General features: G+C 40.2%; 24 protein-coding genes and 15 tRNA genes. 31 read left to right on the top strand and 8 right to left on the bottom strand.

Going from position 1 to position 23,317, the window contains the following annotated elements; all coding sequences use genetic code 11:
- The first annotated feature begins 56 nt into the window (after positions 1-56).
- Complete coding sequence (locus HWV00_RS14345) at positions 57-944, top strand: LysR substrate-binding domain-containing protein (protein ID WP_211682324.1); 888 nt, start codon at positions 57-59, stop codon at positions 942-944.
- Between the two features lie 18 nt (positions 945-962).
- Here HWV00_RS14345 and cra read toward each other — a convergent pair whose 3' ends face one another.
- Positions 963-1,949 carry a catabolite repressor/activator gene (cra, locus tag HWV00_RS14340; protein WP_211682322.1) on the bottom strand — a complete coding sequence of 329 codons (987 nt, stop codon included), beginning with the start codon at positions 1,947-1,949 and terminating at the stop codon, positions 963-965.
- A gap of 293 nt (positions 1,950-2,242) precedes the next feature.
- On the opposite strand from cra, the gene fruB reads away from it, so the two are divergent.
- Genes fruB through fruA form a run of 3 tightly spaced genes read left to right on the top strand, consistent with a single transcriptional unit; the run spans position 2,243 to position 6,046 of the window.
- Positions 2,243-3,355 (top strand): fused PTS fructose transporter subunit IIA/HPr protein, encoded by a 1,113-nt coding sequence (gene fruB / locus HWV00_RS14335; RefSeq protein WP_211682320.1) that lies wholly within the window; start codon positions 2,243-2,245, stop codon positions 3,353-3,355.
- On the top strand, positions 3,355-4,299 hold the full coding sequence (pfkB, locus tag HWV00_RS14330) for a 1-phosphofructokinase (protein ID WP_211682318.1): 945 nt from the start codon (positions 3,355-3,357) through the stop codon (positions 4,297-4,299). Before fruB ends, pfkB begins: the two co-directional genes overlap by 1 nt.
- A gap of 16 nt (positions 4,300-4,315) precedes the next feature.
- A complete protein-coding gene (gene fruA / locus HWV00_RS14325; RefSeq protein WP_211682316.1) occupies positions 4,316-6,046 on the top strand; it encodes a PTS fructose transporter subunit IIBC in 1,731 nt (576 codons plus the stop codon).
- 57 nt (positions 6,047-6,103) lie between these two features.
- On the opposite strand, the gene HWV00_RS14320 is transcribed toward fruA, so the two are convergent.
- Positions 6,104-7,411, bottom strand: coding sequence for a GGDEF domain-containing protein (locus tag HWV00_RS14320; protein ID WP_211682314.1), 1,308 nt, complete (start codon positions 7,409-7,411; stop codon positions 6,104-6,106).
- Between the two features lie 391 nt (positions 7,412-7,802).
- Here HWV00_RS14320 and HWV00_RS14315 point away from each other — a divergent pair, with 391 nt between their 5' ends.
- Positions 7,803-8,216 (top strand): phosphate-starvation-inducible protein PsiE, encoded by a 414-nt coding sequence (locus tag HWV00_RS14315; RefSeq protein WP_211682312.1) that lies wholly within the window; start codon positions 7,803-7,805, stop codon positions 8,214-8,216.
- Between the two features lie 20 nt (positions 8,217-8,236).
- Here HWV00_RS14315 and HWV00_RS14310 read toward each other — a convergent pair whose 3' ends face one another.
- Positions 8,237-9,154 (bottom strand): M15 family metallopeptidase, encoded by a 918-nt coding sequence (locus tag HWV00_RS14310; RefSeq protein WP_211682310.1) that lies wholly within the window; start codon positions 9,152-9,154, stop codon positions 8,237-8,239.
- A 209-nt stretch (positions 9,155-9,363) separates the two neighbouring features.
- Between HWV00_RS14310 and HWV00_RS14305 the strand changes: the two genes are divergently transcribed.
- A complete protein-coding gene (locus HWV00_RS14305) occupies positions 9,364-9,672 on the top strand; it encodes a hypothetical protein (RefSeq protein ID WP_211682308.1) in 309 nt (102 codons plus the stop codon).
- Positions 9,673-9,767: 95 nt separating this feature from the next.
- Here HWV00_RS14305 and HWV00_RS14300 read toward each other — a convergent pair whose 3' ends face one another.
- The 5 genes from HWV00_RS14300 to HWV00_RS14280 form a co-directional block, all read right to left on the bottom strand.
- A complete protein-coding gene (locus tag HWV00_RS14300; protein WP_211682305.1) occupies positions 9,768-10,562 on the bottom strand; it encodes a ribonuclease H family protein in 795 nt (264 codons plus the stop codon).
- Positions 10,563-10,683: 121 nt separating this feature from the next.
- Complete coding sequence (locus tag HWV00_RS14295; protein WP_211682303.1) at positions 10,684-11,622, bottom strand: alpha/beta fold hydrolase; 939 nt, start codon at positions 11,620-11,622, stop codon at positions 10,684-10,686.
- Positions 11,623-11,829: 207 nt separating this feature from the next.
- Positions 11,830-12,222, bottom strand: coding sequence for a DUF2750 domain-containing protein (locus tag HWV00_RS14290; protein ID WP_211682301.1), 393 nt, complete (start codon positions 12,220-12,222; stop codon positions 11,830-11,832).
- 85 nt (positions 12,223-12,307) lie between these two features.
- Positions 12,308-12,715: a cytochrome b562 gene (locus tag HWV00_RS14285; RefSeq protein WP_211682299.1), complete on the bottom strand. Its 408-nt coding sequence runs from the start codon at positions 12,713-12,715 to the stop codon at positions 12,308-12,310.
- A 76-nt stretch (positions 12,716-12,791) separates the two neighbouring features.
- Positions 12,792-13,019, bottom strand: coding sequence for a glutaredoxin family protein (locus tag HWV00_RS14280; RefSeq protein WP_211682297.1), 228 nt, complete (start codon positions 13,017-13,019; stop codon positions 12,792-12,794).
- A gap of 257 nt (positions 13,020-13,276) precedes the next feature.
- On the opposite strand from HWV00_RS14280, the gene ruvC reads away from it, so the two are divergent.
- The 25 genes from ruvC to HWV00_RS14155 all read left to right on the top strand — a co-directional run bounded on the left by ruvC (position 13,277) and on the right by HWV00_RS14155 (position 23,210).
- Positions 13,277-13,798 (top strand): crossover junction endodeoxyribonuclease RuvC, encoded by a 522-nt coding sequence (ruvC, locus tag HWV00_RS14275; protein WP_211682295.1) that lies wholly within the window; start codon positions 13,277-13,279, stop codon positions 13,796-13,798.
- Between the two features lie 104 nt (positions 13,799-13,902).
- Positions 13,903-14,523, top strand: a complete 621-nt coding sequence (gene ruvA, locus HWV00_RS14270) for a Holliday junction branch migration protein RuvA (RefSeq protein WP_211682293.1) — start codon at positions 13,903-13,905, stop codon at positions 14,521-14,523.
- 17 nt (positions 14,524-14,540) lie between these two features.
- Positions 14,541-15,548 carry a Holliday junction branch migration DNA helicase RuvB gene (gene ruvB, locus HWV00_RS14265; protein WP_211682291.1) on the top strand — a complete coding sequence of 336 codons (1,008 nt, stop codon included), beginning with the start codon at positions 14,541-14,543 and terminating at the stop codon, positions 15,546-15,548.
- Between the two features lie 140 nt (positions 15,549-15,688).
- Positions 15,689-16,108, top strand: coding sequence for a tol-pal system-associated acyl-CoA thioesterase (gene ybgC / locus HWV00_RS14260; protein WP_211682289.1), 420 nt, complete (start codon positions 15,689-15,691; stop codon positions 16,106-16,108).
- Positions 16,095-16,787 (top strand): protein TolQ, encoded by a 693-nt coding sequence (tolQ, locus tag HWV00_RS14255; RefSeq protein ID WP_211682287.1) that lies wholly within the window; start codon positions 16,095-16,097, stop codon positions 16,785-16,787. Before ybgC ends, tolQ begins: the two co-directional genes overlap by 14 nt.
- A 3-nt stretch (positions 16,788-16,790) precedes the next feature.
- On the top strand, positions 16,791-17,216 hold the full coding sequence (gene tolR / locus HWV00_RS14250; RefSeq protein ID WP_211682285.1) for a protein TolR: 426 nt from the start codon (positions 16,791-16,793) through the stop codon (positions 17,214-17,216).
- Positions 17,217-17,247: 31 nt separating this feature from the next.
- Positions 17,248-18,366: a cell envelope integrity protein TolA gene (tolA, locus tag HWV00_RS14245; protein WP_211682283.1), complete on the top strand. Its 1,119-nt coding sequence runs from the start codon at positions 17,248-17,250 to the stop codon at positions 18,364-18,366.
- Position 18,367: 1 nt separating this feature from the next.
- The gene (gene tolB, locus HWV00_RS14240; protein WP_211682281.1) at positions 18,368-19,738 is read left to right on the top strand and encodes a Tol-Pal system beta propeller repeat protein TolB; all 1,371 of its coding nucleotides are present in this window, start codon (positions 18,368-18,370) and stop codon (positions 19,736-19,738) included.
- A gap of 20 nt (positions 19,739-19,758) precedes the next feature.
- On the top strand, positions 19,759-20,337 hold the full coding sequence (gene pal / locus HWV00_RS14235) for a peptidoglycan-associated lipoprotein Pal (protein WP_211682279.1): 579 nt from the start codon (positions 19,759-19,761) through the stop codon (positions 20,335-20,337).
- Positions 20,338-20,349: 12 nt separating this feature from the next.
- The gene (gene ybgF, locus HWV00_RS14230; RefSeq protein WP_255554576.1) at positions 20,350-21,135 is read left to right on the top strand and encodes a tol-pal system protein YbgF; all 786 of its coding nucleotides are present in this window, start codon (positions 20,350-20,352) and stop codon (positions 21,133-21,135) included.
- A 215-nt stretch (positions 21,136-21,350) separates the two neighbouring features.
- Positions 21,351-21,427, top strand: a tRNA-Met gene (locus HWV00_RS14225).
- A gap of 33 nt (positions 21,428-21,460) precedes the next feature.
- A tRNA-Val gene (locus tag HWV00_RS14220) sits at positions 21,461-21,536 on the top strand.
- A gap of 68 nt (positions 21,537-21,604) precedes the next feature.
- Positions 21,605-21,680 (top strand) — tRNA-Lys (locus HWV00_RS14215).
- A gap of 39 nt (positions 21,681-21,719) precedes the next feature.
- Positions 21,720-21,796 (top strand) — tRNA-Met (locus HWV00_RS14210).
- 39 nt (positions 21,797-21,835) lie between these two features.
- Positions 21,836-21,911: transfer RNA gene (locus tag HWV00_RS14205), tRNA-Val, on the top strand.
- Positions 21,912-21,981: 70 nt separating this feature from the next.
- A tRNA-Lys gene (locus HWV00_RS14200) sits at positions 21,982-22,057 on the top strand.
- Between the two features lie 46 nt (positions 22,058-22,103).
- Positions 22,104-22,180 (top strand) — tRNA-Met (locus HWV00_RS14195).
- Positions 22,181-22,219: 39 nt separating this feature from the next.
- Positions 22,220-22,295, top strand: a tRNA-Val gene (locus HWV00_RS14190).
- Positions 22,296-22,365: 70 nt separating this feature from the next.
- Positions 22,366-22,441, top strand: a tRNA-Lys gene (locus tag HWV00_RS14185).
- Between the two features lie 46 nt (positions 22,442-22,487).
- A tRNA-Met gene (locus HWV00_RS14180) sits at positions 22,488-22,564 on the top strand.
- A gap of 39 nt (positions 22,565-22,603) precedes the next feature.
- Positions 22,604-22,679, top strand: a tRNA-Val gene (locus tag HWV00_RS14175).
- Between the two features lie 70 nt (positions 22,680-22,749).
- Positions 22,750-22,825 (top strand) — tRNA-Lys (locus HWV00_RS14170).
- A 46-nt stretch (positions 22,826-22,871) separates the two neighbouring features.
- Positions 22,872-22,948 (top strand) — tRNA-Met (locus HWV00_RS14165).
- Between the two features lie 39 nt (positions 22,949-22,987).
- Positions 22,988-23,063 (top strand) — tRNA-Val (locus HWV00_RS14160).
- A 71-nt stretch (positions 23,064-23,134) separates the two neighbouring features.
- A tRNA-Lys gene (locus tag HWV00_RS14155) sits at positions 23,135-23,210 on the top strand.
- The last annotated feature ends 107 nt before the right edge of the window (positions 23,211-23,317 follow it).

Genomic DNA, 23,317 nt, shown 5'->3' with positions numbered 1-23,317 from the left:
GTTATCTTCTTCCATGCGTGAGATATTCTCACACTAATTAATTGAGGCGTATTTTCATGTATCCTAATTTACCACCATTAAATGCAATGCGTGCATTTGAATCCGCAGCTCGAAATGTGAGTTTTACGCTTGCAGCGAAAGAGCTGTTTGTGACCCACGGTGCAGTGAGTAAACAGGTAAAGATTCTGGAGGAGTACCTCGGGGTTACTTTATTTATCAGGCAGCATCGTAAGTTAGTGCTTACTGAAGAGGCAAAGCCTTATTTAATGAAAGTGCAAGGTGCATTGCAAACCATTAATAGTGCGACACAAGAGCTGATTACTCAACCTCAATTAGCCCAGCGTTTATCAATTAACGTGTTACCAAGCTTAACGATTAATTGGTTAATACCAAGTTTAGAAAGCTTTAAAATCAGTAATCCTAATCTATATGTTGATTTATCCATTGGTGATTTCAACATTGATTTTAGGCAGCATCAATATGACATTGCGATACGCAGTGCAACGACATTACCGCAAGGGTGTAACGTTATTAAGTTAATGGATGAAGATCTGTGCCTTGTTTGTTCGCCGCAATTAGCAAAACAGATGACGTCATTGCAAGATATTAACAACATGACGTTGCTTGAGCATACGTCAAGGCCGGGTTTATGGCGTTATTGGGCTGATGATATCGGTATGGAATTAACGACGGACAACAAGTTTGGTATGGAGCACTTTTATATGCTCAGTCAAGCAGCGGCAAGCAGTATGGGGGTCGCGCTTATCCCCCGATTTTTTGTTCAACAGCAACTTGAAGATGGCTCGCTGGTTATTCCATTTTCAGCTGGGTTTATTAGCCCTTATTGTTATTATTTGCTTACCCCAACAGCCAGTCCATTACCGCTTAAAGTTCAAACATTTATTGACTGGCTATTGCCTTTATTTGAACCCTACAGAGAGTGAACAATCATTAATAGCCTGCTATTTACGATGGATCATTTTTCGAGACACAACTTCTACACCTGCTTGATGGCGTCCGTTTGCCGCATTTAGCGCCATTTTTAGAGCGTGTTCGGCGATTAATTCAAACTGTTGTGGTAATGATTGTATCTTACTTGGTAAAAAGTCGAGTAAACGGTTATCACCAAAAGTCGCCAGTTTGGTTGTTGCCATTAAATTGGGATTCAAAATCAAGCAATCAAGCACACCTTCGAATAAGGTATACGAGGTCGCCAAGATCGCGTCGGGAAATGTGTCATTATCAATCCAGTGCTGTACTTGGGCTTGGCCTTGTTCTTGGCTAAAGTGATCACCGTAGGCAATTTGCTGTGTAATTAATGAATTGTGCTGACTAATGGCAGAAAGGAATCCTTGTTCACGTTCTTTCGAGATACCCAATTCAGCGACTGCACCAACGAGGCCAATACTGTTAACGCCTTGTGCGAGCAATGCTTGAGTCAGCTCATAAGCACCATCTAAGTCCTCACTTATTACACAAGAAAATATATCATCATCCATCGCGCGGTCTAACCCGATAACAGGTACGCCATTGGCTTGGACTTTACGGTAATAATCATGATCGATGGGCAAGGCACTTGCTACAAGTAATGCATCAATACGACGACTGAGTAAAGTTTCTGCTACTTTCATTTCAGTATCTACGTCATCATCAGAGCAAGAGATAATGAGTTGGTATCCGGCTTTGCGAGCATCACGTTCAAGTAATTTAGCTAATTTGGCATAACTGCTATTTTCAAGATCAGGAATGATTAACCCAAGTGACCGGTTACTGCCAGCACGCAAAGATTGCGCAGCATGATCAGGACGGTAATTATGTTCATTAACGACAGCCATTACTTTTGTCTGTGTTTTTTCACTAATACGGTATTTACTGGCTTTACCGTTGATTACATAACTGGCCGTAGTGCGTGATACACCTGCTAGTTTGGCTATTTCATCTAATGTCATATTCACTCGTCCCCAAAATTGTGCGCTTGCTCATAGTTTCTCACATGATTTGTTATTGAAAATTGTAATCTGCTCAGAAACACTTCAATATATTAGCTGAAAGGTTTCAGCAATGCCATTTATAATCATTTTGCATCACTGAAGCCTTTTTTACCACCTTGTTGCTGAAACGATTCAGCTGACTGTAAAGCAAATTGTAAAACAGATTGTAAAACAAGTCGTCAGCTAATCGAAAGCAAGGTTAAAGCAAATTATAAGCGGTGTTATGAACAACGCTATTATGGAGTAACGTTATGTTGTCACTATCTTCGAATGACATTAAATTAAATAAATCTGCATCGAATAAACAGCAAGCCATTAAATCCCTCGCGCAGGATCTCGCTAACAAAACGTATGTTGAAGCAAATTATGTTGAAGGGATGCTGGCTCGTGAAGCGCAGAACTCGACTTATTTAGGTAATGGCATAGCGATACCACACGGCACAGTTGCAACACGTGACTTAGTGAATAAAACAGGCGTGCAATTACATCATTTCCCACAAGGCGTGAATTGGGGGGAAGGGCAAATTGTGTATTTAGCGATTGCGATCGCAGCTAAGTCAGATGAGCATTTATCGATTTTAAAACAGCTGACTAAAGTATTAAGCGCTGACGGTATCGAGCAACAATTACAGCAGTGTGACAGTGCTGAATCCATCATTGCTTTGCTGAATGGTAGTCAACAATCAGAAACATTGTTAACGACTGAGTTAGTGCAACTGAATTTTCCTGCTCAAGACCTATCACAGTTAACAGCTGTTGCAGCTGGCTTACTTAAGCATCATCACTGTATCGACAATATCGGTGTTGCAGATGCAATTACAACATCGGCAACCCACCTTGGACAAGGCTTGTGGTTAGCGAAGACAGCGAAGTCGGTAGCAACAACGGCAATTTCATTTGTGACACCTGATCATGAGTTACAACAGGGTGGAGTGCCTGTTCAGGGGCTGATTATGCTAGCGAGTGCTAACAACTTACATCTAAATAATATGCAATGCGTTGTTGACCTTATTTATAAGCAACAAATTAATCAGTTATTTAATGCGGATGCAGAGTCGGTTATTAGCCTATTAACGGATGTAAAACCGAGTGGTTTAAGTGCTTCATTTATTATTCATAATAGCCATGGTTTACATGCACGACCAAGCGCGATGTTGGTGAGTATTGCGAAGAAATTTAAGGCTGATATTCAAGTTACAAATCAAGCAGGAAAATCGACGAATGTAAAAAGCTTGATGAAGTTAATGTCATTGGGTGTGCGTTGTGGTGAATCACTGATTTTTACTGCGAAAGGTGGCGATGCTGCATTAGCACTGACAGCCATCGGTGAAGGTATTGAAGCTGGTTTAGGTGAAGGTAAATAATGACAATGCAAACAACAAATCTAAAAGTCGTCACTGTGACGTTAAACCCAGCATTGGATTTAACTGGTCACTTGCAAGCATTAACAACAGGAACAGTAAACCAAGTTGAACGCAGTGCTCTCAAGCCTGCAGGTAAGGGCGTTAATGTTGCAAAAGTATTAGCAGAGCTGGGCGCAGATGTCACGGCTACCGGCTTTTTGGGCATTGAAAACGAAGCGCCATTTTGTCAGCTTTTTGATGATATTAATGTTTTGGATAAATTTGTTCGAGTACAAGGCTCAACACGCATCAATGTGAAGTTAGTCGAAGCCAGTAGTCAGGTTAGCGATATTAACTTTCCGGGTGTGAATGTCACCGCAGCTGCGATGGCTGAGTTCGAAACGATGTTATTTGACTTGTCTCTCACGCATGATGTTTTTGTTATCGCAGGTAGTTTACCTGTCGGTATTACGCCTGAAATGTGTGCTGGCTGGATAGAAAAATTGCAACAAGCGGGTAAGAAAGTCTTTTTTGATAGCAGTAATGCCGCACTCACTGCTGGACTTACAGTGCAGCCTTGGTTAATCAAACCAAATGATGAAGAGTTAATACAGTGGGCAGAAAGTGCGTCACAAGCAGATAAGTCATTAACAGAAATCGCGGAACAATTATCAAGTACAGGCATTGCCAATGTGGTGGTATCGCTTGGTGCTGAGGGTGTTATGTGGCTAGACCAAGCTGGTTGGTTACAGGCTAAACCGCCTAAGATGACTGTTGTTAGTACGGTCGGTGCAGGTGACACCTTAGTTGCTGGTATGTGCTGGGGACATTTAAATAATTGGGGTAAGACGGAAACATTACGCTTTGCAACGGCATTATCAGCGTTAGCTGTGACACAGGTTGGTGTAGGCGTAGAAGATATAAATTCGGTACAGACGTTAAGTAAACGCATCGATATTTGCTAATTAAAGGATATTAATAATGAAAATTGCAATTGTAACAGCATGCCCAAGTGGCATTGCAAGTAGCCTTATTGCTGCTGGATTATTAGAAAAAGCAGTGACAGAGCTAAATTGGCAGGCGGATATCGAGTGTCATTCATCTGTCGCCCCTGTTACCCCATTAAGCGGTAAGCAAATCACAGATGCTGACTGTATTATTATTGCTGCTAGCGCAAATATTGATGATACGCGCTTTATTGGACATAAAGTGTATCGTTCAGAGGTTGATGCGGTATTTACAGATGCAAAGACATATTTAGAATATGCTGCGAACAATGCAGAAGTGCTTGCTGCCAGTGATGAGTCAACACTCATTACTGCTGATACAGTGAGTCACGGTAAAAATATCGTGGCTATCACAGCATGCCCAACGGGTGTCGCACATACCTTTATGGCTGCTGAAGCGTTAGAGCAAGAAGGTCAACGTTTAGGTCATGCTATTAAAGTAGAAACGCGTGGCTCTGTGGGTGCTAAAAACCAATTAACGAGTGACGAGATTGCTGCGGCTGATGTCGTTATTATTGCCGCCGATATTGATATCGACTTAGCACGTTTTGATGGTAAAAAAGTGTTTAAAACCAGTACTGGTTTAGCATTAAAGAAAACCAAACAAACAATGGATAATGCGTTTAATGACGCGCAAGTTTACAGCCACGGTAAAGCAGCGACAAGTGAGCAGGCAAGTACTGAAAAAACGGGTGCTTATAAGCATCTAATGACAGGCGTATCGCACATGCTACCACTGGTTGTTGCGGGTGGTTTGGCTATTGCGTTATCGTTTGTATTTGGTATCGAAGCATTTAAAGAAGAAGGTACATTAGCTGCTGCATTAATGACGATTGGTGGAGGCTCTGCATTTGCATTAATGATCCCTGTTCTTGCTGGTTTTATTGCATTCTCTATTGCTGACCGACCGGGTCTTGCTCCGGGTCTGATTGGCGGTATGCTAGCTAGCTCAACGGGTGCTGGTTTCTTAGGTGGTATTGTTGCAGGTTTCCTTGCGGGTTATACGGCTAAGTGGATTGCAGAGAAAGTACAGTTGCCACAATCAATGGAAGCGTTAAAACCAATCTTAATTATTCCGTTAGCAGCCTCGTTAATTACTGGTCTAGTCATGATCTATGTGGTTGGTGGTCCAGTATCAGCAGCAATGAATGCACTAACTGAATTCTTGAATAACATGGGCTCAGCTAATGCTGTGTTATTGGGTATTATTCTTGGCGGCATGATGTGTTTCGATCTGGGTGGTCCAGTAAACAAAACGGCTTATACGTTTGGTGTGGGTTTACTTGCATCACAAACATATGCACCGATGGCTGCTGTTATGGCTGCGGGTATGGTACCTGCGTTAGGTATGGGTTTAGCGACACTGCTTGCGAAACGTAAATTCAATAACAGTGAGCAAGAAGCGGGTAAAGCCTCGTTTGTGTTAGGTCTGTGCTTCATCTCTGAAGGTGCAATCCCGTTTGCTGCACGCGATCCAATGCGTGTAATTCCAAGCTGTATTGCTGGTGGTGCGTTAACTGGTGCATTATCTATGTACTTTGGTGCAGAGTTAATGGCACCACACGGTGGCTTATTTGTATTACTTATTCCAAATGCAATTACACCGGTATTAATGTACTTAGTTGCTATCGCAGCAGGTACGTTAGTGACAGGCGTAAGTTATGCGATGCTTAAAAAGTCAGAGGAACAAGCTGTAACAGCATAAAACGAAGTGTTTTCTGTGCATTAAAAAGCCAGCGTATATCGCTGGCTTTTTATCATGTTAGCTAAGTACTGGGTTAGCACTGATAACTTGATTCCGACCGTTACTTTTTGCTTTGTAAAGGGCTTCATCAGCACGAGCTATCATTTCCGTTATACGTTCGTCTCCCATTTGAGCGATACCGATACTGCAAGTTAACTCATTATGATGACACCATTGATGTGTTGCGACGATATTTCTAATCCTTTCAGCCCGATGCTTCGCTTGGTGGCTATTAGTTTCTGGAAAGAATACGATAAACTCTTCACCACCCCAGCGAACCAAATAATCGCTACTACGAATGTTAGCCGATATAAGCAATACAAACTCACGTAAGATATCATCTCCAACCTGATGCCCATATCTATCATTAACATGTTTAAAATTATCTATGTCGATAAAGAGTGCAGAGAAATCTTGTTTATCCCAGCGTACTTGTTGTGACATCTCTTTTAGCCAATCTTGTACTGCATTTCTATTTAAGGCTCCGGTGAGTGGATCTCTATTGGCTAATTCAGAAAATTTGACATTTTTTTCAGTTAGGCGCTGGTTTAATTTAAATAACTTGGCTGCCCTTTGGTGACTTTTTCTCAATCTCTGATGTAGTTTGCTTTGCTCATATAAAATAAAACCAATGATTAATAATAGCCAAGTGTATAGCAGTATTTTTAGCATGGTTGATTCTTTGATCCATACTCCTTGAAACTCAATGCTGTTTACGATGATTTCAAACGAGCCCTCGGTGACACCCGATGCGGTCGCAATTTCAATAATAGGCACATTGGAAAAGTCAGTTGATGCATGCTCTATGTCGATATTATTATCTGCGATCCACCATGTTAATACTTGAAAAGTATCGAGGTTAATGGCTTTTTTTCCATCACCAAAACCTGGGGAGTATTCAATGCCATTAAATTTTAATGAGGTTCTTTCATCTGCGCGCGTATAGGCGGGATGGCTATTGCGGATATATACACGCAGTCGTTTATTTGGGTGGCTGGTTGTATAATCAATATCAAGACTGATCTTATTATATTCTGAAAAATCGATGCCTTGAAAAACATTATCTGAAAGGCTGATTTCTAATTCACAATATGGCCATGGATAATCTGAGTTTTTTACAACCTCACAGGTAATGTACGCCTTTCCCTCTTTAAATTTGATTGCAGAACTGCTTAAACCGCCTTTACTGCTATCGTCTATATTCATGAAGCGAAAGTTATCTGGTGTGATCGTGTAGGTTTTAGTATTCGCGCGGAAGTGATACCACACTAATATAATTAGGGTGACGATAACAATTCCGATTGTTATTTTTTGAATATTTCGCACTTACCTCTCCCTTTGCGACCACTCGTCATATGAATTGAGAGTATAGAATGAAGTGATTTAAAAAAATATAATAATGATACTTTAATATGCTGATTTAACAGCTATTCATTCTGACCATAATAACACGAATGCTATTTAGTGATTATATAATGATTGTTATGACTTGTTGTTATGACTTGTTGTTATGACTTGTTGTTATGACTTGTTGTTGTGCGAGTGACTGGGATTAATATCGTTGTAACTAAATTGGAGTTGTAGTGGGATTCAGTCGTAGGTATCAGCGAGAGGGGATAGTCATCATCGGAATATACTCTTTTTAATCGATATATTGTAGTATTGTAGACTAACTCATTATTTAAAATGAGGATTATATTTATATTACGGAGCAATTATGCCATCTCATTTACCTAAAAAATTTAGTCAGGTATTTTTAAAGCTATTTAGTTATGTCGAAGCAGTGCTACTTGTTGCGATTACGATTGCCACCATCTATGCGATGGCGAATGATTTTTTCCATGTTTACGAAGAAAGAACGGTAAAGTTAACTGATATTTTATTAATGTTTATTTACCTAGAAGTACTTGCGATGATTCAACAGTTTGTTGTTAATGGCAAGATACCTGTTCGTTATCCTATCTATATCGCGATCATGGCAATTGCGCGTTATGTGACGTTAGGTATGAAAGAACTGCAGAGCGTGGATGTTGTATGGCTTGCTATTGCGGCATTAGTATTGGCTGTATCGACAGTTATTATCCGTGCTGGCCACTTTTATTGGCCGTATAAATCGCTGGGCGACGAATAACAACTGTCTTGAATTAGGCCTTAATCTCTCACACAAACAGATGAGGTTTTAAGCGGCTGTTGTATCGCCGCTATTACTTTTTCTGGTGATTGGGTAAACGCAGTACTAAGTGAATCAACATCCAGTTTAGCTTCTAAATAACGCACGTAGTCATTTACTTTATGTTGCGCGTAAGCTGCTGGATAGCTTGCTTTACATGATTGATACCACTGCACATAATTGTCAAAGAACTGGCTTGCGTTATCCGCAGGCATTGTCGACATTAAATTAGCCATATTTCGACTTACTTGAAAATGTTGGTAGTCGATAGGCGTATTCCAAAAACCACCCCAATATAAAAAGCCATTATCAGCAAAGGTTGCTAATACATCTTCAGCAAAGCCTTGGCGTTCATCTTTACCATATCTAAACTGCATTCTATTTGCATATTTAGAGCCTTCTTCAGGTTTAAATGTCGCCTCTCCTTGCTCACCAAATTCAATGAATGGATTTTGCTTTGGATTAATATCGATGGCTAAACCATAAGCGTGTACTGATAGCGAACGCTTGCCTGCGATAGGGCGGTAATTAAATGCAGAGGTGTTATTGTCTGCCATTGATAAATTATCATCACCTTGATAATGGCGTATCGGTACCGCTTTATTGATCGGGAATTCTAACGTGTATAAACGATCAAAAATGGCAGCGATGTAGGGTGATACTGCATCCATGACGATAATCGAACCATCATTATGCTGCTTACCCTGAAAATCGACATAGTTAAATTGTACTTCTCTTAATCGGTCACATTGCACAGGTGCTGCTGGCGACATTGTTCCTGCATCAGCCATTGCATTACATACTTGTTGTGATAATTCAGAGATGTTTGCTGCAGATACTGATAATGAAGCACTACCAATAATTACTGGGATTAGTGTTTTAAACCAAAGGGTTGACATATGTTTCCATTCATTTAGTCATGTGTGAATTTCATCTTAACCTTGATGTAATAAATGTAAATACATCAAGGCTTTATTTGGTGCTCATTATTATGCGTTTGTTCTTATTTTGTACTGTTTATCACTACTTACCTTGATTTTGTAACCTATACTGGATTGGACATTAGAGATTAAAATATTATGTCGTTTATGAAGATAAGGAAGTATTGATGCATAAGATTATAGCAATAGCGTTGTTTGCTGGTTCATTGGCTGGCTGTGAAACATCATCTCAAGCTTACAGTATGGCGCAGCAAGGTGCGGATGCATTTTCGTGTAGTGAGATCAGTAAAGCATTCATTGCTTATGAAGCTGACCGTCAATCGGCCAATGCGTTAACTGTGATCGCTCCGCTTATTTCTGCGGATGTCGGTACGATGACTCAAGGTGCAGCAACGACTACTGACGCCTATTATGCACAAGCTAAATCCAGTGCCAACGTGGCTCTGCTACTGAAAGGATGTGGCCCTATTATTTAAGACAATGGGTGTCATATTTGAGTAATAAAACAAGCTGATACACAGTTGTTTAGCTTGTTTTATTATATTAGGTAGGAATCGACGTTATCGTCAACTTAGCCTGATGGCATCGCTAGAATTTCACTAATGTTAATACTCTTTGTATATTGCACTAGTTTAGGTTCTTGCTGACTACGTGCTAATACAGCCATGCGATCTGATAGTTCGTTGCCTTCAATATTTGCGTGGCCTTTTACATGAGAAATAATTAAATTAGATTTTAGTTGCTCATACAAAGTAAAACATTGTTGAATAATCGCGAGGTTTTTAATTTCTTCATTTTTACCCCGTTTCCAACCTTTATTTTTCCAGCCTTTTGCCCACTTAGTGATGCAGTCAATTGAATATCTTGAATCAGACAAGACCTGTACTGTTTTACCTTGTTGGATATGAGAAGCCGCAAAGCGAAAAGCAACCAACAAACCATTTAATTCCGCAGAGTTATTCGTGCCGTTTGCTTCATATAGGCCATACCAAAGCTGCGTAAGCTGTTCTTTCTCATAGACAGCCATGCCCGTACCGGATTTACCCGGGTTAGGTGAACAAGCGCCGTCACAATAGATATTTAAGTCTGCTACTTGTGGTGCGGCAGACAAAATAGACTTTGGTGCACTTGATGAGCGAGTTGTTTTTGGTTTAACACCAGAACCCGTTGACCCTTCTTTTGCTAATGAGCGTTTCATTAATGCACGGGTATAGGTTGAGGCGAATGCTTGATCAGCTTCGTCTTTTGATGGAAACCCCATGTATTGGGCATCGCTACGACCATCAATCTGTGCTTTGGTTTCAGACCAGTTGTCAAACACACCTGTTTTAACACCTTTCCACACTACGTAATGTTTTTTACTCATAACTCAATTTAATACTCTTAAAGTGTAATCACTAAATAATAAATGTCTTCACTCAAATTACCAACTATAACCACAGTATTGTACATAAATCACGCGTCATAAAGTGATGTTAGCGCAGTGATTATAGCGTTTCACTTTCAATAAAGGTTTTAATTAAATGCACAACCATATCGGGCTGTTCATTTGTTACCCCGTGGCCGGTATTTGGTATTACAACCAGTGGAGCTTGTATTTTTTTACTCAGGTAAATGCCATTTTCGACGGGAAAGATGCGATCTTTTTCTCCCCAGATCAGCAGTGTTGGGGTTGGCGTTATGGGTATTTCTAGTAAGGCGTCTCGGTCGTCTTGCAGTGATTGGATCATAGCAATTTTTTGTTTGTGCCACGCAGAAAAGTAATTTTGATAGATTTGGTCTGCAATAAAATCAGGCATCATTTTAGGCGCAACGAGTATGCCATCAAATAAACGGCGTAATTCATCACTATTCTTCGGAACAAAAAAATCTTCAGGACTATCAACAGAAAAACGTTGGTTTAATGCGGCAAGATCATCATCACTAAAATAAGGCCCAGGACTGGCGATAATAATGGCTTTATTAATTCGCTCATCTTGGAGGTTATTGTTCAGCATGTTGAAAGTGATAAAGCCACCATAAGAGATACTGGCAATATTGACGTTATCGAGTTGCAGGTCATCGATTAGCTGCCAGATAGCTTGTGTTTGTGTTGTTAGATTCGCTTCACCCGCACTGAATGAGTCACCAAACCAAGTAAGATCAGGTGCAATGACTTGATAGTTTTTACTTAGCTCAAACATTTCATTTTTCCACGTAGTGACTGCATTACCGCCAAAACCGTGGATAAGCAGTAGAGGTTGACCTTTACCACCACGCCAATAACTCAGCGTGCCACCTTCTTCTAGGGCAAGACTATGCTGCTCAAAACCCACTGATTTAAGGTGTTCTTCAGCGCTATCTATCTGCCATCGAACAATAGAGCAGCCAGAAAGTAATGAGAAACATATAAAGAGAGTGAATAATCTTAGTTTGTTTGAAATCATATCGTTAGGCCGGTTGCTCGTGAATATCAAACCATACCTTAGATTCATGACAAATAAAATAACATTAATTTAACTTAGCGATATGGAGGGGCATATTATGAGAGGACGAGATTGGTTTTAAGGTGCGGCATTAAAGTAGGCGGTGTGATAAGAGGCATGCCTAGGTAATTCACCGCGACATGCTTTATACGATAGCGTTACTGCGTTCTAGCGGTTTTTCTTTGCTTGTTTCTGTAGTGCCATATCAAATTCGTCTGGGAACATAATAAGACCTTCGTCATCAAGATTTGGGAAAACAACGATAGCTAAGTCGTCATCCATTAAACCTGATGTCCAACGGCTTTGCCATTTAGCTAATGAAATCGATTCTGTTTTACAATCTTTCCATTCGCCTGTTGCCCAAGCTTGTGCAAACTCTGCGTTAGGCCATACTGGCACACAATCTTCGTCATCGTTATTTAGCATTACACAACCGTGTTCATCCGTTAAGATCCAGATTTTACGTTCGCTTGTTACTTCTTTTAATAAATAGCTAAGGCGCTTCTCTTCATCGTAAGCTTGAATTGTTGCTATTTGGTTCTCATCGAGAGTCTTTGACATGCAGTCTGTTCCTAATTTTATTCATATGACGGTAAATATTCATCACCGATATTTCATTGTTTATTCGCGAAGACTTAAGCGTTAATTAACCAAAAATCAGTTGCCAAACGCTAGGCTTACTTTTCTTGTGGTATTCTTTTCTTAAGCTATCAACTTGCTCCAACTTACTTTTAGCAAGGTCTAAGTTGGCTTCAGTTACATCCACTTTTTGAATGCTATTAAGCACAGACTCAACTTTATTTAAACCTTGATTTGACATCTCTGCGCGATCTGGTGAAAAGTTATAGCTTTGTGCAACGGCAAGCATTTTACTCATTTCATCAATACGCACGTTAAACTCATCCGCAGATGTGGTTTTCATTGCTTGAGTATACGCTAATCTCATTTGTTTCATGGTGACTTTAAGGTCGATACTGTCTATTTCTGCGCTATTTACAAACGTTGAAAACAATAAAGTAATGATAAGACCTATCTGAGCAAAACGGTTTTTCATGATTCATATCCATATAGTAATGATTAAATGCTGCTGTTAATGACAAGGGCACTAACAGCCTATTCGTACAGGGGATTTAACTGCGATACATGCTTTCAAATGATTTGATTGAAAAACCACGTAGTACTTGATCGCCTATCTTGAGTGTTGGTACACCACGGCCACCAATTGAAGCGAGTTCTTTACTGCCGCGTGGTTCATTCACGCTGCATAAGCGGTAAGGGATTTTCTTCTCATCTAAGTAGCGCTTTGCCGTATCACAATTTGGACACTTCTTTTGCGTATATAATACGACTCTTTTCATTTTAGCCCCACAAGGTATGCTGTAAAAACGCGCATTATAACAAGCTAACATTTATTCACAATGTATCAATATCGCCAAACGATTTGAAATACACTTCTTTACAAAATAGAACTGGCAGCACGTTATAGCATCGTATTTTTATTGTTTAATTTATATGCGTTATCTCAATTGATTAGTCATAATCATTTAGCCTTTGGGTTTCAAAGGATGGGACAGGTATACTGTAATTATAAACATGACTTTTAAAGATGATAAAGATGAGCATTATTCTTGGTATTGATCCGGGTTCTCGAATCACTGGATACGGTGTGATCCGGCATGTACAGGGCAAATTTCAGTATCTAGGCAGTGGTTGTATCCGTACATCGGGTGACTCGTTACCTGAGCGGTTAAAACAAATTCATGCAGGGGTAAGTGAAATTATTATTCAATTTCAACCTGATAAATTTGCGATTGAAGATGTATTTATGGGTAAGAATGCCGCGTCAGCATTAAAATTGGGTCAAGCCCGTGGTGCTGCAATTGTTGCAGCTGTATCAGCTGATTTAGAAGTGGGTGAGTATACCGCTAGGCAGATTAAACAAGCTGTTGTTGGTAATGGTGGGGCGGATAAAGAGCAAGTTCAGCAAATGGTCGTTAATCTGCTTAAACTAGCGGGTACACCACAAGCAGATGCTGCGGATGGATTAGCGGTTGCTTTATGTCACGCTCAGAGCTTACGCACCTTAATAAACATGGCTGGTAAAGTGAAGGGCACTGCACGTGGTCGCTTTAATTAATCGTGTGGTGTCGTGATAGCAAAATAAAATGATCTGGATATTTAACCAGTATTTTATTATGCTACTGAACATTATATTCGTTTTAAAAAATGTTGGAAATAATTGTGATTGGACGTTTACGTGGCACCTTATTAGAAAAGCAACCACCAGAGATTTTACTTGAAGTAAACGGTGTCGGTTATGAAGTTCAATTACCGATGAGCTGTTTTTATGAATTGGGCGATGTCGATTCAGAAGTGATTGTTTACACCCACTTTGTTGTTCGAGAAGATGCGCAATTACTTTACGGTTTTAATAATAAAATGGAACGTTTGATGTTCCGTGAATTAATTAAAGTAAACGGTGTTGGTCCTAAGTTAGCGCTCGCTATTTTGTCTGGCATGACAGCCAATCAGTTTGCACACTGTGTTGAACATGATGATATTAACAGTTTGGTTAAGTTACCTGGTGTGGGTAAAAAGACTGCGGAACGTTTATTGGTGGAAATGCGTGATCGTCTGAAAAACTGGGTTACTCAAGATTTATTTACACCAGAAGCAGATAAAGCGCAATTACAAGGTTATGGCAATACGTCGTCAAATGCGATTGAAGAAGCTGAAGATGCCTTGGTTGGACTTGGTTATAAACCAGCTCAAGTTGCGAAGATGATTAAACAAGTTGCACAACCAAGCATGAGTTGTGAAGATATCATTCGTCTTGCATTACGCGCTACCTTACAGAATTAATTTAGGAAGTTACTTTAGTGATTGAAGCTGATCGATTAATTTCTGGCGGTGTTATCCGCGAAGAAGAAGTCATAGACCGTGCAATCCGACCTAAGATGTTATCGGATTACCAAGGTCAAGATCACGTACGTGATCAAATGGAAATTTTTATTGAAGCCAGTAAACGTCGTGATGATGCATTGGATCATTTATTAATTTTTGGTCCACCCGGATTAGGTAAAACCACATTAGCAAATATTGTGGCGAACGAGATGGGTGTGAGCATTAAAACCACATCTGGGCCGGTATTAGAGAAAGCAGGCGATTTAGCTGCGTTGTTAACGAATCTTGAACCCCATGACGTATTATTTATTGATGAGATCCACCGTCTTAATCCATCAATTGAAGAAATACTATATCCAGCAATGGAAGATTATCAATTAGATATCATGATTGGTGAAGGCCCGTCTGCACGTTCTATCAAGCTTGATTTACCGCCTTTCACACTTATCGGTGCAACGACACGTGCAGGTTCATTAACATCGCCATTGCGTGACCGCTTTGGTATTGTTCAGCGCCTTGAGTTTTATAAAGTTGAAGATCTACAAGATATCGTTTTACGTTCGGCAAATTGTTTAGAATTGAACATGGACAGTGCTGGTGCGTTAGAAATAGCGAGACGCTCACGTGGAACACCACGTATTGCTAACCGCTTGTTACGCCGTGTACGTGATTACGCGGAAGTTAAACACGATGGCGATATCGATGCCGAGATCTCATCAGCTGCACTCAGCATGCTTGATGTTGATACCTGTGGTTTTGATTACATGGATCGTAAACTGTTAATTGCGATTGTTGATACCTTCTCTGGTGGCCCTGTTGGTTTAGATAACGTGGCAGCTGCAATTGGTGAAGAGCGTGAAACGATTGAAGATGTACTTGAACCTTACCTTATTCAACAAGGTTTTTTACAACGTACACCGCGTGGACGTATTGCAACACCGCGTGCTTATCTGCATTTAGGCTTCGATTACCCAGAAAAGTAAGTGTAGAAACGTATTCTTCACATTAAATCAATTTCATATCTAATTTTTGTCAGGTATATTAATAAACTTATAACGTAAAACAACGCGATTGTAGCGTTATAAGTTAGGCCTGTAGTGTTAGAAATGTGGACTTGAGAATAATGCAAAATGAAATAGTACAAAATGAATTCAATGTGCGAGTTTATTTTGAAGATACTGATGCTGGTGGCGTGGTTTATCACAGTAATTATTTAAATTACGCTGAACGCGCAAGAACCGAAATGTTACGTAATAAGGGCTTTTCGCAAGCGCAACTATTACAGAGTGACATTGCATTTGTGGTTCGCAAAATAGATATAGATTATCGTTATTCCGCATACCTTGACGATTTATTAATTATAAAATCACATATCAAGGAACTAAAACGCGCATCTCTGGTCTTTTCTCAGAGTATTTATCATGAAAATGGTAAGTTGTTATCAGAATTAACAGTTAAAGTGGCGTGCATTCAATTATCACATAAGAAACCTTGTGCGATGCCGACAGAAATTATAAGGAAACTTACCAGTGGAACCTGCTGACATTTCATTTTTTGGTCTTTTTTGGGAAGCTAGCCTATTGGTTAAAGCGGTAATGCTATTATTGCTTTCCATGTCCGTAGCATCATGGGCTATGATTTTTCATCGTTCAAAAGTTTTAACGCAAGCAAGTGAAGCGTCAAAGCGATTTGAAGATAGATTTTGGTCTGGTATCGACTTATCAAAATTATATAAAGAAAGTGAAGCCCGAAAGAATAATATTCAAGGAATGGAATTAATTTTCCACTCTGGCTTTAGAGAATATGTACGTATTCATAATGCAAACCAAGAGAATACAGATGCGATCATGGATGGCAGTCATCGTGCGATGCGAGTGGCTTTATCTCGTGAAGTTGATGATCTTGAAGTTAATTTAAATAACTTGGCGACCATAGGTTCTATTAGTCCTTATATCGGTCTATTCGGGACTGTATGGGGTATCATGAGTTCATTTATTGCGTTAGGTGCTGTACAACAAGCCACTCTTGCGATGGTTGCACCGGGTATTGCAGAAGCGTTGATTGCAACCGCAATGGGCTTATTTGCCGCTATTCCTGCTGTTATAGCTTATAACCGATTCTCTAATACTGTCATGAGAATAGAAAATAATTACGCTAACTTCATGGAAGAGTTCTCAAGTATTTTACATCGCCAAACATTGGCTAAACGAACGCAGGACTAAGCGATGCAGCCTTATCAACGCAAACGTAGACGACCTGTTGCGGAAATTAATGTCGTACCTTACATCGATGTGATGTTGGTACTACTTATTATCTTTATGGTGACAGCACCATTAGTTACTCAAGGTGTGCTTGTTGATTTACCTCAAGCACAAGCTGAAGCATTATCAGAAGACAGTAAGCCGCCAATTGTTGCTTCTGTTGATAAAGACGGTCTGTATTATCTTGATGTGGGCGATGGTGATAAGTCACCTATGTCTCCAGATGATTTAGCTACTTTGGTTGCTGCACACTTGAAATTACAACCGGACACACCTGTTGTAGTTAAAGGGGATGGGTCTGTTGCTTATGAACAAGTTATTCGTTTAATGGTTGTTTTACAGCAAGCTGGCGCTCCCTCTGTTGGTCTAATGACTGACCCTGTAGAGTAAAGAGTAGGGTTATAGTAGGGTATATATAAAGATGAAGGATAATCAGTCTAAGTACTCGGTTGCAGTTATTGTTTCAGTAGGGCTACATGCTGTACTGCTTATAGTGTTAGGCCTTAGCGCCACATCTACACCATTAAAACCACAGCCAAAACCAAAAGCGCAAGCGATTCAGGCCGTGGTCGTGAATGAGCAAGCGGTTAAACAGCACGCTGAACGTATTAAACGTACAGAACAAGATAAACGTAGAAAAGAACAACAGCGTTTACAGCAAGCGGAAGATCGCATTAAAAAGTTGAATGAAGAGCGTCGACAGAAAGAAGCTGCAATTGTAAAAGCTAAAAACCAACAGTTAAAAGCAGAACAAGCGGCAAAACGCGCTGAAACTAAACGAGCAGAAAAGGAAGTTGAGCGTAAATTAGCGGAAGCTGCGGCGGTTAAAGCAGAGCAACAACGCTTGAAAAAAGTAGAAGAACGTAAAAAAGCGGAAGCTGAAACGAAAAAAGCCGAACAGCAACGTGCTAAAAAAGAGTTAGAGCGTAAAAAATCAGAGCAAGCAGCCGCAGCGGCGGAGAAAAAACGCCTTGTAGCTGAAGAGAAAGAGCGTAAGCGTCAGGCTGAAGTTGCTGCAGAGAAGAAGCGTAAAAAGGCAGAAGAAGCCAAGCTGAAGGCTGAGCAGGAGCGTAAACGTCAAGAGGCTGAAAAGAAACGTGTTGCAGAGCAGAAACGTAAAGCTGCAGAAAAAGAACGTCAACGTTTAGCTAAAATAGAACGAGATAGACAAGAGAAGTTAATGCAAGCCCAGATTGAAGCTGAATTTGCGTCTGAACTTGATAGTGAAATTCAACAACTTGATGCTGTACGTCAGCAAGAGGTATTGAGTGAAGTAGACAAGTACACCGCACGAATTCAAAGCTCAATTCAACGAAATATGTTAACAAGTGATGCGATGAAAGGTAAATCATGTGCGCTTAATATTCGTTTATCTAACTCTGGGTTGGTGTTAAGTGTTACGAGTGGTAAAGGTGATAACGTTGTTTGTAGAGCCGGTGTTAATGCCGTAAATAAAGCGGGTTCGTTACCTATGTCTGCGGATCCAGATGTTGCCAGCAAACTTAAAAATATTAATTTGATTTTTAGACCAGAGATTTAATATGAGAATGACTAAACGATTTTTATCTTTTTTTATTTTATGTTTCATGCAGATTCAAATCGCGTATGCAGCATTAGAAATTGTGATCACAGAAGGTACAAACAGCGCTAGACCTGTTGCTGTGGTACCGTTTAAGTGGTTAGGTGCACAGCCTCAACCAAAGGATATGACGGACTTTGCCAGTATTATTGCTGATGATCTACGTAATAGTGGTCGTTTCTCACCGTTAGAACGTAATTTGATGCCGCAAACACCTGCAACAGAAAGTGCGGTTGATTATGCTGCCTGGAAAGAAACGGGTGTTGAAGCGATTGTCATTGGTACGATAAAGCCGTTAAGTAATGGCCGTTTACAAATTCACTTTCAGTTAATTAATGTGTTGTCTGGATTTAAAAATCAAACACCGCAAAAGATTGATGAGCAGTTAGTGAAAAATACCGACCATATTAAACTTAATTTAAAAGGTAACTTTTCGACACGTCGTCCTCGTCATATTTCGCATCGCTTAAGTGATTATATTTTTGAAAATCTAACGGGTACACGTGGTGCTTTCTTAACTCGTATTGCTTATGTGTCTATTAACTATGATGATAAATATCCATTTAAATTATTAATTTCTGATTATGATGGCATGAATCAGCATGTATTGTTCCGCTCAACTGAGCCTGTTATGTCTCCATCATGGGATCCGACAGGTAAAAAGTTAGCGTACATGAGCATGGAAGATAAAAAACATGAAATCTGGATTTATGATCTTGTTACTCAAAAACGAGAGCTGATTGAACCATACAAAGGTAGCAATATTTTACCGGTATTTTCACCGGATGGCACAAAACTCGCGATGATACTCTCTAAGTCGGGCCAAGCTGATGTCTACGTTTATGATTTAAAGACAAAAGGGTTAGAAAGACTGACTAAAAATCGCGGTATTGACACGGAAGCTACGTGGACGCCAGATGGTAAGTCGATTGTATTCACATCGGAACGTGGCGGTCGCCCACAGATTTACCAAATTAATTTAGAAAGTAAGAAAATTAAACGACTTACCTTTGAGGGGAACGCAAACTTAAATTCTTCAATTACTCCTGATGGCAAGAATTTAGTGATGGTCAGTTTGCAAAAAGGCAAGTATAGTATAACTAAGCAGGATTTGTCAGATGGATATGTTCAAAAACTGACTAACGGTCGTCTTGATAAGTCACCAAGTATTGCGCCAAACGGCAGTATGGTGATTTACAGCACGGTTGTTAAGGGAAAACAGGTATTGTCGCTAGTCTCAATGGATGGACGTTTTAAAGCGGTTTTACCAGCAAGTGATGGAGAAGTAAAAGCACCAGCTTGGTCACCTTTCTTGACATCTAAAAAGAATTAATTATTGATAGGAAAATGAAAATGCAACTAAATAAAATCTTAAAAAGTTTAGTGATTGCGTTACCAATGCTGACATTGGCTGCATGTAGCTCAACAACTGATAAAACTGCAAATGATGCAGTTGAAAGCTCTGCACAACAAACACTAAATGATTCAACAGCGAATGCTGAATCTGGTTCAAATGTTGTTGTTGGTAGTGATACTGACGTAAGTATTGATCCAGTTGAAAACTTAACTGCTGAAGAAGTTAAAAAACAAGTGATTGATGAATTACGTAAACGTCACGTAGTTTACTTTGGTTTTGATCAGCAAGCTGTTACAGCTGAATATGGCGAACTATTACAAGATCACGCTAACTTCTTAATCGATAACCCAGCGGTTAAAGTATTAATTGAAGGCCATGCGGATGAACGTGGTACACCAGGTTATAACATCGCACTAGGCGAACGCCGTGCTGATGCAGTTGTTAAATACCTAAACAATCTAGGTGTGTCTTCAAGCCAAATTTCAACAGTAAGTTATGGCGAAGAGAAACCAGTTGATACTTCTCATACTGACGCAGCATTCTCTAAAAACCGACGCGCAGTGCTAGTTTACTAAGGATTAGTCACCTTGAATCGAATTAATACGAAAGCGGCCATTATGATGGCCGTTCTTTATAGTGGATTCGGGCACGCGGCACCTGCTACAGTTCTTGATGTTAATGATAGTACTGAGCAGGTTGTTACGAGCAAACCTAAACGCTCTGTTGAGCAACGCCTAACCCGCATAGAGAACATCTTAAAAGCCCGCACTAGAGCACAATTGGAAACACAGCAAAGACTTGATCAATTATCGATTGAATTGATGAATTTGCAGGGTGCAATTGAAGAAAGCAATCTAGAGCAAACTAAAATCACCAAACGCCAACGTGATATTCTCAATGATATTGAGCGTATACGTACAACGCTTGTTGCTAAACCTGTCGTTCCTGTTGTAGCAGATCAAAATATTCTGAGTGCGACAAATCAACCCGTCAATTTAACAGGTAAAGATTCTTATAATTACGCGATCAAACTGATCAAAAATGAGCGTAAGTATGACGAAGCTATTCCTGCGCTGCAGAGTTTCATTTCTACTTATCCAGAATCTGAACTTGCTGCGAATGCACATTACTGGCTAGGGCTACTTTTACGTAAAGACAATAAGAACGATGAAGCAAAAGCTGAATTCGAAAAAATTGTGACGAAATACCCTAAATCCAATAAGCGTGCAGATTCTTTACAGAAACTGGGCCAATTAGCGAAGTTAGCTGGTTCAACGAGTGAAGCTAAGCGTTATTTTAACTTAGTGATTAAAGATTACCCTAATGATGCAGTTGCGAAACTTGCGAAACAGGAATTAGCGACACTGAAGTAATAATTTGAAGCAGATAAATTTTGCAATTCTATCTGCTTGTATTATTTGCCATCTTATTGGCGTTAAACTGAACGGAATTCAGAGTTTTATCATTGAATTGTGATTTCGAGCAGATTTTACTTGCAGAGTTTTCTGAAAAAAGTATTATAGCCGCCATCGAGAGGGGTTGTCGCAACAACATCGTTGTTTAGATAGTTTTCTTGATTATAGATTGTCGCGGGATGGAGCAGTTTGGTAGCTCGTCGGGCTCATAACCCGAAGGTCGTTGGTTCAAATCCGGCTCCCGCAACCAACAAATCTATAGCCATTTAGTGGCGCAATTTGTGGGTCCTTAGCTCAGTTGGGAGAGCATCGCCCTTACAAGGCGAGGGTCACTGGTTCAAGCCCAGTAGGACCCACCACAAATTATTAAGTTTGGTTATATCTTATTAAGATAAATAACGAGACTTTATAATAAAGAAAGAATTTGGGGCTGTTAGCTCAGTTGGTAGAGCAGTTGACTTTTAATCAATTGGTCGAAGGTTCAAATCCTTCACAGCCCACCACTTTCTTTATTACTTACGTAACGTAAGACACAGAATTGTCGCGGGATGGAGCAGTTTGGTAGCTCGTCGGGCTCATAACCCGAAGGTCGTTGGTTCAAATCCGGCTCCCGCAACCAGTTAAAACGATAGACACAACTATCGCTAAAAAATAATGTGGGTCCTTAGCTCAGTTGGGAGAGCATCGCCCTTACAAGGCGAGGGTCACTGGTTCAAGCCCAGTAGGACCCACCACTATTATTGTGGTGATTATGTCATAAGGCATACACAACAAAGTTTCTTGTAAAAGAAACAATAAAGTAAAGGGCTGTTAGCTCAGTTGGTAGAGCAGTTGACTTTTAATCAATTGGTCGAAGGTTCAAATCCTTCACAGCCCACCACTTTACTTTTTATAAGTAATATGGACTTTATATTATACAGAATTGTCGCGGGATGGAGCAGTTTGGTAGCTCGTCGGGCTCATAACCCGAAGGTCGTTGGTTCAAATCCGGCTCCCGCAACCAGTTAAAACGATAGACACAACTATCGCTAAAAAATAATGTGGGTCCTTAGCTCAGTTGGGAGAGCATCGCCCTTACAAGGCGAGGGTCACTGGTTCAAGCCCAGTAGGACCCACCACTATTATTGTGGTGATTATGTCATAAGGCATACACAACAAAGTTTCTTGTAAAAGAAACAATAAAGTAAAGGGCTGTTAGCTCAGTTGGTAGAGCAGTTGACTTTTAATCAATTGGTCGAAGGTTCAAATCCTTCACAGCCCACCACTTTACTTTTTATAAGTAATATGGACTTTATATTATACAGAATTGTCGCGGGATGGAGCAGTTTGGTAGCTCGTCGGGCTCATAACCCGAAGGTCGTTGGTTCAAATCCGGCTCCCGCAACCAGTTAAAACGATAGACACAACTATCGCTAAAAAATAATGTGGGTCCTTAGCTCAGTTGGGAGAGCATCGCCCTTACAAGGCGAGGGTCACTGGTTCAAGCCCAGTAGGACCCACCACTATTATTGTGGTGATTATGTCATAAGGCATACACAACAAAGTTTCTTGTAAAAGAAACAATAAAGTAAAGGGCTGTTAGCTCAGTTGGTAGAGCAGTTGACTTTTAATCAATTGGTCGAAGGTTCAAATCCTTCACAGCCCACCACTTTACTTTTTATAAGTAATATGGACTTTATATTATACAGAATTGTCGCGGGATGGAGCAGTTTGGTAGCTCGTCGGGCTCATAACCCGAAGGTCGTTGGTTCAAATCCGGCTCCCGCAACCAGTTAAAACGATAGACACAACTATCGCTAAAAAATAATGTGGGTCCTTAGCTCAGTTGGGAGAGCATCGCCCTTACAAGGCGAGGGTCACTGGTTCAAGCCCAGTAGGACCCACCACTATTATTGTGGTGATCATGTCATAAGACATACACAACAAAGTTTCTTGTAAAAGAAACAATAAAAGTAAAGGGCTGTTAGCTCAGTTGGTAGAGCAGTTGACTTTTAATCAATTGGTCGAAGGTTCAAATCCTTCACAGCCCACCACTTTTACTACACTCATTTTTACGAATGAAAGTAGAATCAAGAATAAAACAAAAAAGCCTCGCTATTAGCGAGGCTTTTTTGTTTGTGCTGAAAAAAGTTCACGCTAA

It is taken from the genome of Moritella sp. 24 (genome assembly GCF_018219155.1).
Taxonomy (GTDB): domain Bacteria; phylum Pseudomonadota; class Gammaproteobacteria; order Enterobacterales; family Moritellaceae; genus Moritella.
The sequence above is the reverse complement of the archived record's forward strand: the minus strand, read 5'-3'. Positions and strand labels throughout refer to the sequence as shown.